General features: G+C 68.4%; 12 protein-coding genes and 1 pseudogene. 6 read left to right on the top strand and 7 right to left on the bottom strand.

The genetic code is table 11. From position 1 onward, the window contains the following. Positions 1-434 precede the first annotated feature (434 nt). Both BUB20358_RS15740 and BUB20358_RS15745 read right to left on the bottom strand, forming a co-directional pair. On the bottom strand, positions 435-683 hold the full coding sequence (locus BUB20358_RS15740; RefSeq protein ID WP_006766117.1) for a hypothetical protein: 249 nt from the start codon (positions 681-683) through the stop codon (positions 435-437). 652 nt (positions 684-1,335) lie between these two features. Then, a complete protein-coding gene (locus tag BUB20358_RS15745) occupies positions 1,336-1,770 on the bottom strand; it encodes a universal stress protein (protein WP_035974282.1) in 435 nt (144 codons plus the stop codon). A gap of 380 nt (positions 1,771-2,150) precedes the next feature. Here BUB20358_RS15745 and BUB20358_RS15750 point away from each other — a divergent pair, with 380 nt between their 5' ends. Next, positions 2,151-3,635 carry an amidase gene (locus tag BUB20358_RS15750; protein ID WP_006766115.1) on the top strand — a complete coding sequence of 495 codons (1,485 nt, stop codon included), beginning with the start codon at positions 2,151-2,153 and terminating at the stop codon, positions 3,633-3,635. Between the two features lie 82 nt (positions 3,636-3,717). Here BUB20358_RS15750 and BUB20358_RS15755 read toward each other — a convergent pair whose 3' ends face one another. Beyond that, entirely contained in the window at positions 3,718-5,163 is a 1,446-nt protein-coding gene (locus BUB20358_RS15755; protein ID WP_006766114.1) for a carbohydrate porin, read from the bottom strand. Positions 5,164-5,489: 326 nt separating this feature from the next. Between BUB20358_RS15755 and BUB20358_RS15760 the strand changes: the two genes are divergently transcribed. The 5 genes from BUB20358_RS15760 (at position 5,490) to BUB20358_RS15780 (ending at position 8,636) form a co-directional block, all read left to right on the top strand. Then, entirely contained in the window at positions 5,490-6,176 is a 687-nt protein-coding gene (locus BUB20358_RS15760) for a hypothetical protein (protein WP_035975315.1), read from the top strand. A 117-nt stretch (positions 6,177-6,293) separates the two neighbouring features. Then, positions 6,294-7,127 (top strand): arylamine N-acetyltransferase family protein, encoded by an 834-nt coding sequence (locus tag BUB20358_RS15765; protein WP_006766112.1) that lies wholly within the window; start codon positions 6,294-6,296, stop codon positions 7,125-7,127. Positions 7,128-7,227: 100 nt separating this feature from the next. Continuing rightward, positions 7,228-7,404 carry a ribbon-helix-helix protein, CopG family gene (locus BUB20358_RS15770; RefSeq protein ID WP_035974279.1) on the top strand — a complete coding sequence of 59 codons (177 nt, stop codon included), beginning with the start codon at positions 7,228-7,230 and terminating at the stop codon, positions 7,402-7,404. A gap of 1 nt (position 7,405) precedes the next feature. Beyond that, on the top strand, positions 7,406-7,765 hold the full coding sequence (locus BUB20358_RS15775) for a VOC family protein (RefSeq protein ID WP_006766110.1): 360 nt from the start codon (positions 7,406-7,408) through the stop codon (positions 7,763-7,765). A 10-nt stretch (positions 7,766-7,775) separates the two neighbouring features. Continuing rightward, complete coding sequence (locus BUB20358_RS15780) at positions 7,776-8,636, top strand: class I SAM-dependent methyltransferase (RefSeq protein WP_035975313.1); 861 nt, start codon at positions 7,776-7,778, stop codon at positions 8,634-8,636. Positions 8,637-8,640: 4 nt separating this feature from the next. Here the strand turns inward: BUB20358_RS15780 and BUB20358_RS15785 are convergent, their stop codons facing one another. The 4 genes and pseudogenes from BUB20358_RS15785 to BUB20358_RS15800 all read right to left on the bottom strand — a co-directional run. After that, a complete protein-coding gene (locus tag BUB20358_RS15785) occupies positions 8,641-13,482 on the bottom strand; it encodes an NAD-glutamate dehydrogenase (RefSeq protein WP_035974278.1) in 4,842 nt (1,613 codons plus the stop codon). Positions 13,483-13,877: 395 nt separating this feature from the next. Further along, a complete protein-coding gene (locus BUB20358_RS28705) occupies positions 13,878-14,066 on the bottom strand; it encodes a 4-oxalocrotonate tautomerase (protein WP_035974276.1) in 189 nt (62 codons plus the stop codon). A 62-nt stretch (positions 14,067-14,128) separates the two neighbouring features. Continuing rightward, positions 14,129-14,905: a class II aldolase/adducin family protein gene (locus BUB20358_RS15795; RefSeq protein WP_006766106.1), complete on the bottom strand. Its 777-nt coding sequence runs from the start codon at positions 14,903-14,905 to the stop codon at positions 14,129-14,131. Beyond that, positions 14,880-15,124, bottom strand: a pseudogene (locus BUB20358_RS15800) (urea transporter); the annotation flags it as partial. The pseudogene BUB20358_RS15800 and the gene BUB20358_RS15795, both read right to left, overlap by 26 nt.

Raw genomic sequence — 15,124 nt, forward strand, 5'->3', positions numbered from 1 at the left:
GAGGGACGCAAGCGATGCGCAATTCGCGTGCCCGGACGGAAGTACGAGCGCGCGGCCAGTCGGGCAATGTGCTGCGCGCGCGGCGTGCTGCGAAAGAGGGCCTTCGCGATCGCCGGGATATCGGGGAGCAGGCAAGCGGGTGATCGTCGGCGTGCGGCGGCCGGCATTGCTCGGTGTAGCGGTATTCCGCGGCGCGAGTTCTCCACTATCGCGAGGCGGGCGTTTCACGACCGACGACTACGAGCGGGAGTCGTTCGTTTGTCGGTTGGTCGCCGCATCGCACTGCGCCGTACGGCACGGCTCGGCACCGCAACGCCATGCGTATGTCGATGAATGCACGCTCGATCCCTGGCGTCGCGGTAATCAGTCGTTCGACGCAGATCGGCGGAAACCGAATCGCTTTCCGATCGATTTGCGGACCTCGCACCCGCGTGTCAGCGCGCCGCGGTCGCGACGTCCTGCGCGACGCGCCCCGTGATCAGGCAGCCCGACATGAACGCTTCGCGCTGGCTGCCGGCCGCTGCGGGGCCGAAGCCGCGGCCGAGCGCGTCGTCCTTGACCTGCTCCGCGCGCTGCTCGCAGGCGAGCGGGCTGGCGTCGCGGCCTTGCGCATGCAGAACCGCGCGGTCGCCGATCAGATACGCGAGCAGCGCGACGAAAGCGATGTGTACGGCTCGTCTCATGGTTCGTCTCCTCGTCGCGCAAGCGTAACGCGGACACGTTCGACGAAGCACTTGGGGCTTCCCCGGTGAACGTCTGAAGAAATGACGGCAGGTCGGCGCGATCGCGTTCGGTGCGGCGTTCGCGTCGGATGCGGTAGCGAACGGTCGCTTACCGAACCGGCGAAAGATCGATATGAGTTTGACGAAGGTCAGAGCGCGAGCACTGTACGACGGTCGTGCCGCGATCCGCGGCGATAGCATCGGTACAGGTTCGATCGGAACGCGGCGGGAAGCCGGCGCCAGGCACCGGCGCCGGCGCCGCGCAAAGCAGCAAGAGGTCGAACGCCGCTATCGAAACAGTGAGGAATCCAAGATGCTGAACGTCACTTCCGTCCTGATCAGTCTCGCGCCGTTGTGGGCGGTGCTGCTCGTCGCGTCGTCCGCGGCGACGTATCTCGTGTTCTGGCGCAAGGCCATCAAGTAAGCACTGAATCGCTCGCTGCTGCGCGGTTTGCGCGCATCGCGCGACTGGACCGCCGATCGCAGCCGGCCTGTTGAGCAACTTCGGGCACGATCTGCGTCGGCGCGGCGCGCACCGGTGTGCCGTTCGCGACGCAGCGAGTCGGCGTCTGTGCGAAGCCCGCGCGCTTCCGGAATCGGCGCGCCGCGACGATCATCGCACGGCCGTGATCGGCACGTTCGAGATGCGCATCAGGCTGTCGAGCACGCTGCGCCTGAACATCGACGTCATCGCGTGAAGCGGATCGCGCTTCGGCGCCACGACCACGATTTCATCGCAGCCCGTTTCGGCGGCGACGGCTGCGATCGACGCAGCCACCGGCCCGACCTTCCGCACGATGCTGTACCGGACGCCGGCTTCCCGCAGAATCCGCTCCGCGCCCGCGAGGTCGTCGCGCGCAAACTGTTCCTCGATCGAACGAAGTCGCGACAGCGGATGAAACGCTTCGAGCCGGGTGGCTTCGAGCGGCGGCTGTACGTTGACGAGCACGACTGCCGACGCGCACCGTTCGCGGTACAGAAAGGCAGCATGACGAACCGCGTGAAGCGAGCGGACAGAATGACCGACCGGAACCAGCAGCTTGCGCATCGACGGCGCTCCAGGATCGACAGGTCTCCAGCGTAGTGCGGCATTGCAGCGAGCGGTCTAAAGAGTCCGCGCGGTCGCGTAAAAATTTCGTCAATGCCTGGCGATCGTATTGCGCTTATTGGAAATATAAGAAATTTAAGTTTATGCGCATAAACGATTTCATCGATCGGCCGCTGCGCGGCACGACGATCGACTGACCGCCGCGCCGATTCAGTCCGATCCTCGATGAATACGCGCCGAAAATATCGGAAGTCGTCCCGCGCGCGTCGCGTAGAGTAGAGCGTCGCGCAGCGGCGGCCGGCGTACATCGCGACGCCGCGCCGCGCCGATTCGCCGACCGGATACGGTCCGCTTCCCATCCCGATTTCAGGAGACCTCGCATGCCGCACGGCGCCTCCCCGTCGCTTCTCGCTCCCGCCTCCATTCCCGTCGATCCGATCGTGCGCCTGTCGGCAGGCGAGCTTGCGTCGGCGATCCGCACGAAGGCCGTGTCGTGCGTCGAAACGATGCACGCCTATCTCGACCACATCGAGTGCGTGAACGGCGCGGTGAACGCGATCGTCGCGCTGCGCGAGCGCGACACGCTGCTGGCCGAGGCGGCGGAAAAGGACGCGGCGCTCGCCCGCGGCGACTATCACGGCTGGCTGCACGGGATCCCGCAGGCGCCGAAGGATCTCGCGATGACGAAAGGGCTCGTGACGACCTTCGGCTCGCCGATCTTTCGCGACAACGTGCCGCTGGCCGATTCGGTCGGCGTCGCGCGGATGCGCGCCGCGGGCGCGATCTTCATCGGCAAGACCAATACGCCGGAGTTCGGCCTCGGCTCGCACACGTTCAATGAGGTCTACGGCGCGACGCGCAATCCGTACGACCTGACGAAAAGCGCGGGCGGCAGCAGCGGCGGTACGGCCGCGGCGCTCGCCGCCCGGATGCTGCCGGTCGCGGACGGCAGCGACTTCGGCGGCTCGCTGCGCAATCCGGCCGCGTTCTGCAACGTCTACGGGTTCCGGCCGTCGCAGGGACGCGTGCCGCGCTGGCCCGCCGTCGACGTATTCATCCAGCAGCTCGGCATCGAAGGGCCGATGGGCCGCACGGTCGGCGACGTCGCACAGCTGCTCGCGATCCAGGCCGGCTACGATCGCAACGATCCGCTGTCGCTCGCCGACGATCCGGCCGTGTTCACACAGCCGCTCGACAAGGACCTGCGCGGCACGCGCATCGCGTGGGTCGGCGACTGGAACGGCTACCTCGCGACCGAGCCCGGCGTGCTCGCGCTGTGCGAACAGGGGCTCGCGACGCTGCGCGAGATCGGCTGCGACGTCGACGCCGCGCTGCCTGCGTTTCCGCCCGAGCGCATCTGGCAACTGTGGCTCGCGCTGCGGCACTTGCTGTCCGGCGGCGGCCTGCTCGCGCACTATCGCGACCCGGCGCGGCGCGCGCTGCTGAAGCCGGAGGCGATCTACGAGGTCGAAGGGCTGCTCGCGATGCACGGTGCGGAGGTCTTCGACGCGACTGCGCAGCGTACCGCGTGGCATCAGGCCGTGCTGCGCTTCTTCGATCGCTACGACTTCATCGCCGCGCCGACCGCGCAGGTGTTTCCGTTCGACGTCGAGCAGCGCTGGCCGAGCGAAATCGCCGGCCGCGCAATGGACACGTATCACCGCTGGATGGAAACGGTCGTGCCGTGGACGCTCGCCGGCTGCCCGGTGATCAGCGTGCCGGTCGGCTTCAACGACGCGGGGCTGCCGATGGGGATGCAGCTGATCGGCCGTCCTCGCGCCGATCTCGCCGTGCTGCAGCTCGCGCGCGGTTACGAGCGCGCGGCCGACTGGGTCGGCACGCGCGTGCCGCGCTGGATGGCCTGACGATGCGCGAGCGGCGCGCGAAGCTCGACCGCGGCGGCGCATCGTCGCGCATGCGGCTGCCGAGGTCCGCCGCGTACGCGCGTCAGAACGCGATGTTCGTCCGCACGCCGAGCACGAACGTGTTGTGCAGCGGCGCGCGCGGATCGCTCGGGTTCTGTCCCGCGCCGGCATTGAACGTGTATTGCGCGTCCGCCTGGATCTGCCACCACGGCGCGACCTGATAGTTGTACGTTGCCTCGAGCGCCGTTTCGCTGCCGCGCACGCCGTACGGCGCGCCGTTGAACGCGAGCGCATCCTCGTCGAGCGAACGCACGTGGCGACCGACCTTGACGTACGTGAGCGCGAGCCCTGCGGAGTCGTTGTCGCGGCCGGCGAACGGTGCTTTCAGCACGACGCCGACGTTCGCCGCGGCGCTCACGAGATTGCGGTCGCCCGGCGCGCCCATCACGCGCGCGAACACGCCGACGCTGCGCGGACTGTCCGGGCCCGCGCGCCATACCATCTGGTCGGCGACCGCGTACACGCTGTAGTCGCCGCGATGCGGCCGGCCGATGCCGGTCGATTCGGGGCTCGCGAGCGAGCGGCCGATCGTGTCGTCGCGCTGGTCGGCGAAGCTGCCGCTGTGATACCAGACGCCGAGCTTGTACGTGCCGGGCAGGCCGGCCGGCGTGGTCGTGCCGCCCGCGGTGCCGGCCTGGTTGATCGCGTACTGCAGCTCGCCGATGAACAGCGCGCCGTTGTGCAGGTTGAAGTTCGTGCCGCTGCGGTTGTCCGGGTGATTGCCGAGCGGATCGCCGTCGAACACGCCGGCGAGTGCCGTCAGCGACGGCGTGAACTTCGCGCGCACACGCACGCCGAGCGCGGACAGCGGATACGCCGGTCCGCCGCTCGGCAGGTCGTATGACGGCAGCGCAGGCCAGCCGAACATCGTATTGATGAAGGCCGCCGAATACGTGCTCGTGATGAACTCCTGATCGACCGCCTGCTGGCCGATCTTCACGTCGACGCGATCGTCGAGCAGCGCCTGCTGATACCACAGCTCCCACAGCCGCGTGGCCGCTTCGGCCTCGATGCCGCTCGCGGTATTCAGCGTGCCCAGATAGTTCGGGCTGAACTGGCGGCCGTGGATCTGCAGCGCGCTCACGTTGAAGTTGCCGCCTTTCCAGCCGAACGCCTTGTCGGTATCGACGCCGAGCGTCATCGTCGTCAGTCCGTGATACGCGACACCGCGATCGAGGCCGCCGCGCAGGTTCGCGAGCAGCTCGCTGGTTTCGGTCAGTCCGAACGTGACGCCGTACTTGCCGAGCCACGGACGGATGCCGCCGAGATCGCCGAGCAGCGTGTCGCGCGTCCACAGTCCGTCGCCGGCGGCGGACGATTCGGCGGGCGGCGCGGCGGCCGGCGCATCCTGCGCGACGGCGGCGCCGGCGAGCAGTTGAACGGCGCACGCGAGCACGGCGACCGACAGGCGGCGCACGCGAGCGCGAGCGGCGACGGGTGCAGCGGAGGACGGCGAAACGGACGGCATGGCGTTTCCTTGCGGTCGGGCAAATGAAAGGAGCCGCTCGGGCGGCCGGTGTTCGAAGGCGAGGCGGGCGAATCGTAAAAAACGCGCGTCGCGGCGTCAATCGCGAACGCGCGGGATACACGGCATTGATGCGGAAAAAGAACGAATCTTGACGCGCGCTTGATATCGCGCAGCCGATTCGCGCGAATGCCGGCGTCGATGCGACGCGCGGCACAATTGCAAGCGGCGGCGAGCGCAGATTTCGTTTCGATGTGTTTCAGTCGTTGCGGCGGCGCGCGGCGCGCTTCGACAATATCCGGCTGATCATTCGGGCAAGAGGGAAGCACATGAAGCACATTCGCGCGACGGCCACGCATCTCGCATCGGCGGGCCTTGCATTCGGCATTCTGTTCAGCGGCGCCGCGCATGCGCAGCTCGACCTGCAGTCGATCGGTGCGTCGCTGCTCGGCGGCGGGCAGCAGCAGGCATCGCCGTCGCAGGGCGGCGTCGCGCAGCTGTTGCAGGCGTACGTCGGCGCGAATCAGCAGGTGCTCGCCGGCCAGTCGTCGCTCGCTTCGGCGATGGGGCTCGCCGGCGCGGCCGGGCAGGCGCAGCAGGCGGCGGGGCTCCTGAGCGGCGGCAACGCGCTGACGCCCGCCGTGCTGTCGCAGATGGGCGGCGCGCAGCAGTCGGTGTCGCAGGCGCTCGGCCAGGCGTTCGCGAGCGGCGGCGCCACGCACGGGCCGATCGACAAGCAGGCGTTCAGCAACGGGCTCGCGACGCTCGGGCAGGGGCTCACGCAGTATTCGCAGCTGCAGTCGGGGCTCGGCAATCTCGGGTCCACCAGTGCCGCATCGCTGCTGCAGGCCGGGCTGAACCCGCAGAACATGCAGGCCGCGTCGTATATCGCGCAAAGCGCGCCCGGCCAGCTGCAGTCGCTCGCGGCGACGCTGAGCCAGGCCGTGCAGTTCGCGACGAGCCAGGGCATTTCGGTGCCGTCGGTCGCATCGTCCGCGCTGAAGCTGCTGCCGTAACGTCGCAGCATCGCGCGACGGCGAGCGGAGCGCGCGCGTAACGAACGATGGCCGTGCATGACATGGGGATGACGCCGATGCTATCGTGGCGCGTCCTCTTTTCATCGGTGCCGGTTCATGACTGACTCGTTCGATCTTTCGCGCTACTTCGCCCGCATCGGCTACGACGGTGCGGCCGAGCCGACGCTCGACGTGCTGCGCCGGCTGCATCTGCTGCAGCCGCAGGCGATCCCGTTCGAAAATCTCAATCCGCTGACCGGCGCGCGCGTCGCGCTCGATCTGCCCGCGCTCGTCGACAAGCTGGTCGAGCGGCGCCGCGGCGGCTACTGCTTCGAACTGAACAAGCTGTTCTACACCGCGCTCGCGACGATCGGCTTTCGCGTGACGCCGCTGATCGCGCGCGTGCGCTGGATGCGGCCGCCCGAGGTCGTGACCGCGCAGACGCACATGCTGCTGCGCATCGATGTCGACGGCGCGGCGTGGCTCGCCGACGTCGGCTTCGGCAGCGCGACGCTGACCGCGCCGCTGCGCTTCGCGCCCGGCGAACGGCAGCTCACGCCGCACGGCGCGTTTCGCGTGATCGACGCGCCGGTCGACGGCGAATTCGACATGCAGTTCGACACGCCCGACGGCTGGCAGACCACCTATCGTTTTTCGCTGAAACGGTCCGAATGGATCGATTACGACGCGGCGAACTGGTTTACGTCGACCTATCCCGAATCGATCTTCGTGAACGACCTGATCGCGTGCCGCGTGCTGCCGGACGGCCGCGCGGCGCTGTTCAACACGACGCTGACGCTGCGCGACGCGGCGGGCGCCGCGCGCACGACCACGTTCGACGACGCAGCCGCGTGGCGCGATTGCGTGCGCGACACGCTCGGCATCGATACGAGCGGTTTCGATCTCGACGCGCTGTTCGTGCGGCTCGCCGCACGCGCGAACGCGTCGTAGCCGGGGGACGCGCGGCGTTTTGCGCTTGCACCGCCGCTGCCGGCGCAACGCCGTGCATTTCCCTCTTGATTTTTGCTATTTTGCTAGCATACTAGCCGACATGTCCGACGAAGAAGTGAAGCAGTTCAACGTGTACCTGCCGCTCAGCCTGATCCGGCAGGTCAAGCATCGTGCGATCGAAACGGAGCAATCGCTGTCCGCGCTGGTCGCCGACGCATTGCGCGCGTACCTGGCCGCTCCGCAGCCGCGAGCGGGCCCGTCCAACGAGGAGGAATGACATGTCATCCGAGCGAATCGAAGCGGTATTTCTGACCACGCACAACTGGGGGAAGGCGGCGAAGTTCTTCCAGGCGCTGGGCTTTACGCTGGAATTCGAGACCGATCACCACTCGGGCCAGCTGCGCAACGGCGACGGCCCGTATTTGTTCATTGCCGAAGTGCCGCCGACCGAGACGCCCGACATGCAGGTCGTGCTGAAGGTGCCGGACGAGCGTGCGGTGCGCAGCGATCCGATCGTCGACGTGGTCACGCCGTTCGAGGACACGCACTGGGGCACGCGCGACATGACGGTGCGCGATCCCGACGGTCGCGTGTGGCGCCTGCAGGCGCCGGGCACGCCGGCCGGCGCGCATGCATGAGGGCGAAGCGATGACCGGCATCCGCGACGATGGCCCCGACAGTACCGCCGCGCGCGTCGCGCTGTGGCGCGCGCTGCATGTCCGGCTCGATGCGCAGCCGCACGTGCTCGCCGATGAAGTGGGGCTGCGATTGCTCGCGCCGGAACCCGGCTGGGAGCAGCGCGGCGACATGGATCCGCAGTTCACGCGGCCGTTTCGCACGTCGATCGTCGGCCGCGCGCGCTTCATCGAGGATCTCGTCGTCGAGCAGGCGGCGCACGGCGTCGATCAGTACGTGATTCTCGGCGCGGGCCTCGACAGCTTCGTGCAGCGCCGGCCCGAGATGGCGTCGCGCGTGACGGTGTTCGAAGTCGACCAGCCGGCACCGCAGGCATGGAAACGCCGCCGGCTGATCGAGCTCGGCTTCGGCGTGCCGGACTGGCTGCGCTTCGTGCCGGTCGATTTCGAGGCGCAGCAGTCGTGGCGCGATGCGCTCGTCGATGCGGGCTTCGATGCGCGCAAGCCGGCGGTCGTCGTGTCGACCGGCGTCAGCATGTATCTGACGCGCGAAGCGAACGCGGCCGCGCTGCGCGAAGTCGCGTCGCTCGCGCGCGGCTCGACGTTCGCGATGACGTTCCTGTTGCCGCTCGAGCATGCCGATCCCGACGTGCGTCCCGCGCTCGAAATGGCCGCGAAGGGCGCGCGAGCGAGCGGCACGCCGTTCATCAGCTTCTTCACGCCCGCGCAGATCCGGGCGCTCGCGAACGACGCCGGATTCGCGAACGCGGAACACGTGTCGGCCGCCGAACTGACGCGCCGCTATTTCGCGGGCCGCACCGACGGCCTGCGGCCGCCGAACCACGCGGAAGAGCTGCTGGTCGCGACCGTCTGAACGCTCACGCGCGTTCGAGCACGGCCATTTCGCGCACGACCACGAGCAGCACCGCGAGGCTGGCGCCGCCCGACGCGCGCAGATCCGCGAGCAGGTGCGCGTAGCGTTGCAGTGCCGCGTCGCGGCGTTCGCGCCACGCGTGGACGATGGTCTCCGGCGCCGTCGAATCCGGCGATTGCGCAAGCGCGCTGGTCGCGAGCGTGCGCTTGAGCCGCGCGACTTCCGCGAGCGCGGCCGCGCGCGCCATCATGTCCCAGTGCGTCGGCGTCGGCAGCGTCGCCGCGCGCTCGCCGATCCAGCCGTAGTTGAGCAGCGTGCCGAGCGAGAAATAGACGCCTGCGACGAGTTCGAGACTGCGGTTGCAGGTCGCGGCCACTTCCACGATGTCGAGCAGCGCGGCCGAGATGTCGCCGCTCGCGACGCGTGCCGCGAGCGCGCTGTCGACGCCCGCTTCGACGAGCTCGCGCTGTCGCGCGGACAGCGTGTCGAGATCGTCGGCCGGCAGCAGCGTCGGCAACTGCGGCGCGATCCGCTGCACCGCGTCGCGGCTGCGGGCGATCAGCGCCGCGACGCCGCCGCCTGCGACCGCGCCCGACTGCAGATGCCGCAGGAACCACAGCGCCGCACGCTCGAGCAGCCGCGCGACGTCGACGAACATGCGCGCCTGCACGTCGTCGGCCACGCGGTTGTCGAGCGCGTCGATGTCGCGCCACACCGTATCGAGATCGAACACGTCGCGCGCGACGATGCACGCGCGCACGATGTCGCCGGGCTTCGCGTCGGTTTCCTCCATCAGCCGGTGCACGAATGCGCAGCCGACGCGGTTGACGAGCGCGTTGGTCAGATGCGTCGCGAGAATCTCGCGGCGCAGCGGGTGGCGATGCATCGGCTCGCTGAAGCGCTGCTGCAGCGGCTTCGGAAAGTAGTCGACGAGCATCGCGGCGACCAGCGGATCCTCCGGCACGTCGGATTCGAGCAGCGCATCGTAGAGCCACATCTTGCTGTACGCGAGCAGCACCGCGCGCTCCGGCGACGTGAGCCCGAGCTTCGCGGCCTGCCGTTCGGCGATTTCTTCGTCGGTCGGCAGGAACTCGATCACGCGGTTCAGCCGGCCCGCGCGTTCGAGCCAGCGCATCAGCCGCGCTTCCGCATCGAGCAGCTCGACGCCGTAGCGGCCCGCGATCGACAGCGCCTGCGTCTGATAGTAGTTGTCGCGCAGTACGAGCAGGCCGACTTCCTCGGTCATCTCGGCGAGCAGCGCGTTGCGCTGCTTTTCCGTCATCTCGCCGTCGGACACCACGAGGCCGAGCAGGATCTTGATGTTGACTTCATGATCCGAGCAGTCGACGCCGGCCGAGTTGTCGATCGCATCCGTGTTGATGCGGCCGCCGCGCTGCGCGAATTCGATGCGTCCGAACTGCGTGAAGCCGAGGTTGCCGCCTTCGCCGACGACCTTGCAGCGCAGATCCGCGCCGTTTACGCGCACCGCGTCGTTTGCGCGGTCGCCGACCTGCTGATGCGTTTCGTGCGTCGCCTTCACGTACGTGCCGATGCCGCCGTTGTACAGCAGATCGACCGGCGCCTGCAGGATCGCGCGGATCAGTTCGGTCGGCGGCAGCGCGTGCGCGTCGATGCCGAGCGCCGCCTGCACGGCCGGCGACAGCGGGATCGTCTTCGCGGTGCGCGGGTAGACGCCGCCGCCCGCCGAGATCGCGGCCGGATCGTAGTCGGCCCAGCTCGAGCGTTCGAGCGCGAACAGGCGCTTGCGCTCCGCGAAGCTCGCCGCCGGATCGGGATCCGGATCGAGAAACACGTGCCGGTGATCGAATGCGGCGACGAGCCGGATATGCGGCGACAACAGCATCCCGTTGCCGAACACGTCGCCCGACATGTCGCCGATGCCGACCACGGTGAAGTCGGTCGTCTGCGTATCGATGCCCATCTCGCGGAAGTGCCGCTTCACCGACTCCCACGCGCCGCGCGCGGTGATCGCCATCTTCTTGTGGTCGTAGCCGACCGAGCCGCCGGACGCGAATGCGTCGTCGAGCCAGAAGCCGTATTCGTGCGAGATCGCGTTCGCGTAGTCGGAGAACGTCGCGGTGCCCTTGTCGGCCGCGACGACGAGATACGGATCGTCCGGATCGTGCCGCACGACGTCGGGCGGCGGCACGATCGCGTTGCCGGCGAGGTTGTCGGTCAGATCGAGCAGCCCGCGCAGGAACGTCTGATAGCACGCGACGCCTTCGCGCATCCACGCTTCGCGATCGGTCGGCGGCGGCGGGTTCTTCACGACGAAGCCGCCTTTCGAGCCGACCGGCACGATCACGACGTTCTTCACCATCTGCGCCTTCATCAGCCCGAGCACTTCCGTGCGGAAATCCTCGCGGCGGTCGGACCAGCGCAGCCCGCCGCGGGCGACGCGTCCGCCGCGCAGATGCACGCCCTCGACGCGCGGCGAGTACACCCAGATCTCGAACATCGGCTTCGGTTCGGGCAGGCCCGGCACTTTCGCCGGATCGAACTTGAACGACAGATACGGCTTCGGCTCGCCGTTCGCATCGTGCAGGAAATAGTTCGTGCGCACCGTCGCGTTGATCACGCCGAGGAACTGGCGCAGGATCCGGTCCTCGTCGAGATTCGGCACCTGGTCGAGCGCGGTCTCGATCGCGCGCAGCAGCCGTTCGGCCTGCACGTCGCGCGTATTGCCGATGCGCGGATCGAAGCGCAGCACGAACAGCTCGACCAGTTGCCGCGCGATCGCCGGATTGCCGGTCAGCGCGCGTTCGATATACGCGTCGCTGAACGTCGAGCCGACCTGCCGCAGGTATTTCGCATACGCGCGCAGGATCGTCACTTCGCGCGCGCTCAGATGCGCGCGCAGCACGAGACGGTTGAAGTCGTCGTTCTCGATGCGGCCGCTCCAGATCCGGTCGAACGCGTCTTCGAACAGGCCTTTCACGCGCTCGATGTCGAACTCCGTGTCGTCGGCCAGCTCGAGTCCGAAGTCGTGCACCCACGCCGGTGCCGCATCCTGCGTCTGGATCCGGTACGGCCGCTCCTCGTCGACGCGCACACCGAGATGCTCGAGCATCGGCAGGCTGCGCGACAGCGCGATCGGCTCGCCCGCGCGATACACCTTGAAGCGGAATGCGCGCGGGCCGGCCTCGATCGGGCGGTACAGGTTCATCGCGAGCTGGCCCGATTCCTTCACGCGTTCGATCAGCTCGATGTCGCGCACGGCCGTGCGCGCCGGATAGTCGTCGCGATAGCCGGCCGGGAACGACTCCGCGTAGCGTTGCAGCAGCCGGTTGCCTTGCTCTTCGCCGAACGCGTCGAGCAGCGCGTCGGCGAGGTCGTCCTGCCAGCGGCGCGTGACCTGCACGAGCCGCGTTTCGAGCTCGCGCGTGTCGACGTCGGGCATCGTGCCCGGCTCCGCGTGCACGACGAAATGAATCCGCGCGATCGCCGATTCCGACAGCAGCGGCGTGAATTCGACGTTCACGCCGTTGTATGCGTCGACGAGCAGCTTCGCGATGCGCCGGCGCAGGTCGGTGTTGTACTTGTCGCGCGGCACGAACACGAGGCACGACACGAAGCGGTCGAACCGGTCGCGCCGCACGAACAGCCGCGTGCGCTGATGTTCCTGCAGCCGCAGGATGCCGAGCGCGATGTCGTACAGCTGATCTTCGTCGGCCTGGAACAGCTCGTCGCGCGGATAGGTTTCGAGCACCGTCACGAGCGATTTGCCGAGATGCCCTTTCGGCAGAAAGCCCGCGCGCCGCACGATGTTCTCGCATTTGCGGCGCACGATCGGAATCTCGGCGGCCGACACCATGTACGCGGTCGACGTGTAGAGCCCGATGAAGCGGCGCTCGCCGGTCACGTTGCCGTCCGGGCCGACGAGCTTCACGCCGACGTAGTCGAGATAGCCGGGGCGATGCACGGTCGCGCGCGAATTCGCCTTCGTCAGGAAGATCGGCCACGCGCCGGCGATGATGTCGGCGGCGGCCGGCGGCAGCGGCGTCACGTCCGGCGCGCCGGACGGCCGCAGCGATTCGCGCAGGATCCCGAAGCCCGACCCTTCGATGCCGCGCAGCGCGAAGCCGGGCCCGTCGGACACCAGCGCGTAGTCGCGCTGGCCGAGGAACGTGAAGTGATCGGCGACCATCCATTCGAGAAACGCGCGCGCCTCGATGTCCTCGGCGCTCGATTCGCGCGCCTTCATCTCGTGGATCGTCGCGCGCGCGATGTCGACGATCTTCGGCCAGTCCTCGACCGACGCGCGCACGTCGCCGAGCACGCGCGCGATGTCGTGGCGCAGCGTGTCGAGCAGCGCCGCATCGCCGCAGCGGTCGACCTCGAAATGGATGAACGACGCGAGCTGCGACCGGCCGTCGGCGGCCGTCGCGCCGCCCGCGTCGACGCGCTCGATCGCGCCGTTGCTGCCGCGCCAGATGCGAAACACCGGATGCAGCGCCGAGTGCAGCGCGAGGCCGAGGCGGTTGACGGCCATCGTGACCGAATCGACGAGGAACGGCATGTCGTCGTTGACGATCTCGATGACCGTGTGGTCCGAGTGCCAGCCGTGCTGTTCGAGGATCGGGTTGTACACGCGCAGCCGTTCGCTGCCGGGCACGAATTTCTGCGCGGTCTGCCAGTGCGCCATCGCGGCGCCGTACAGGTCGGCGATCGTGCGGTTCTGCAGATCGTCGGCGTCGACGAAATCGTAGTAGTGACGCAGAAACGGTTCGACGGTGCGGAACGTCGCTTCGGGCAGCCGCGCGCGCGCGAATTCGACGACGTCGGACAGCAGGTGGGCGACCACTTCCTCGTTCTTCGCTTCCATGGCGGTCTCCTGGTGGGGTGGCCATTGGCTGCTGCGTGTGTTCGGCATTATGCGCCGATTGGATGACGGCGAGATGTGCGCACGCACAACGCGGCACGGCGAGCGGGCCGCGCGCAACGGATGTTCCCGGCGGGCGGCGCAATGCGTGCGGGCGCGAGGTGTCGGTCGCGCGATGCGGCGCGTTGCGCGTTGCGCAACGTTCATCGGTTACGCCGGCCGTGCGTTCACGGGACAGGACCGTGTCGATAGACGCGGAAACGACGCGCGCTTGCCGTCCGTGATGCGGTTTCGTGCCGGCGCCGCGCTCGGCACACCGTGCCGTGCAGCCGGTGCGCGTTACCGCCGCTCGAGCGTGTATCGTCCGACGGATCGCGCGCGTGGCGGATAGCCGAGCGTCAGCGCTCGTCGCTCCACAGCTTGCCGGCCGTCGCCCAGTTTTCCTTCTTCACGTCGGTCAGGACGATATCGACGGCGCCCGGCTCGCAGCCGAGCGTCTCGCACGTGACGCGCGTGATCGCTTCGACGAACGCGCGCTTTTGCTCGACCGTGCGGCCTTCGAACAGCTGGATGTTGAATGTCGGCATGAGTGGATGCTCCGATGGTTGACGGGGGAACGACGTGTCCGGATATCGGCGTCGACGGCGGCTCAGTCGCGATACGACGGATCGATCCGGTCGAGGCGGCGCAGCAGCGCCGGCCATTCGAGCTCGCCCTCGATCGCGCCGCCGGCGCGCAGTTGCTCGGCGGTGCGATCGGCGATCGCCGGCGGCGGCAGCACGAGCGGAGCGCCGCCTGCCTGCGCGCGCAACTGGATGTCGCATGCGCGGATCAGCGTGTCCATCAGCACATACGCTTCGGCGACCGTGCGGCCGACCGTCAGCGTGCCGTGGTTGCGCAGCAGCATCGCCGACTTCGTGCCGAGGCTCGCGGTCAGCCGCGCGCCTTCGGCCGGCGAGAATGCGAGCGCCTCGTAGTCGTGGTACGCGAGATCGCGATGAAACCGCAATGCGTGCTGCGACGCGGGCAGCAGCCCGTTGCGCTGGATCGACACCGCGATGCCGGCCGCATTGTGCAGATGCATCACGCAGACGGCGTCGGGCCGCGCCGCATGCACGGCCGCGTGAAGCGCGAAGCCGGTGACGTTGACCGCATGCTCGCCGTCGCCGATCCGGTTGCCGGCCGTGTCGATCTTCACGAGATTCGATGCGCACACTTCGTCGAACGTGAGACCGAACGGATTGATCAGGAAATGGCCGGGCTCGCCGGGCACGGTCGCGGACAGGTGCGTGTAGATCAGGTCGTCCCAGCCGTTCAGGGCGACGAGCCGGTATGCGGCCGCGAGATCGACGCGCATGCGGCGCTCGGCGTCCGATATCGGTCCGCCGGGTTTCACGGTATCAGGACGGTGTGCGAATGACGACATCGGATGCTCCGACAGTGACGCGGCGCGCGATCGCCGCGGCAAGCCACGACGCGAGCACGAACGGCGCCGTGAGCGCGGTGACGTCCGCCCGCATCGCGAGCCACTGGATCAGTGCGGCGGCTGCCGCGGCTGCGAATGCCGCAAGCGCGCCGCGCGGCATCAGCGCGAGCGCGGCGAGCGCGCCGTTGAAGCCGAGCAGTCCGCCGGCCAGCGCCGTGC

It is taken from the genome of Burkholderia dolosa (assembly GCF_902499135.1).
In the GTDB taxonomy this organism is placed as follows: Bacteria; Pseudomonadota; Gammaproteobacteria; order Burkholderiales; family Burkholderiaceae; genus Burkholderia; species Burkholderia dolosa.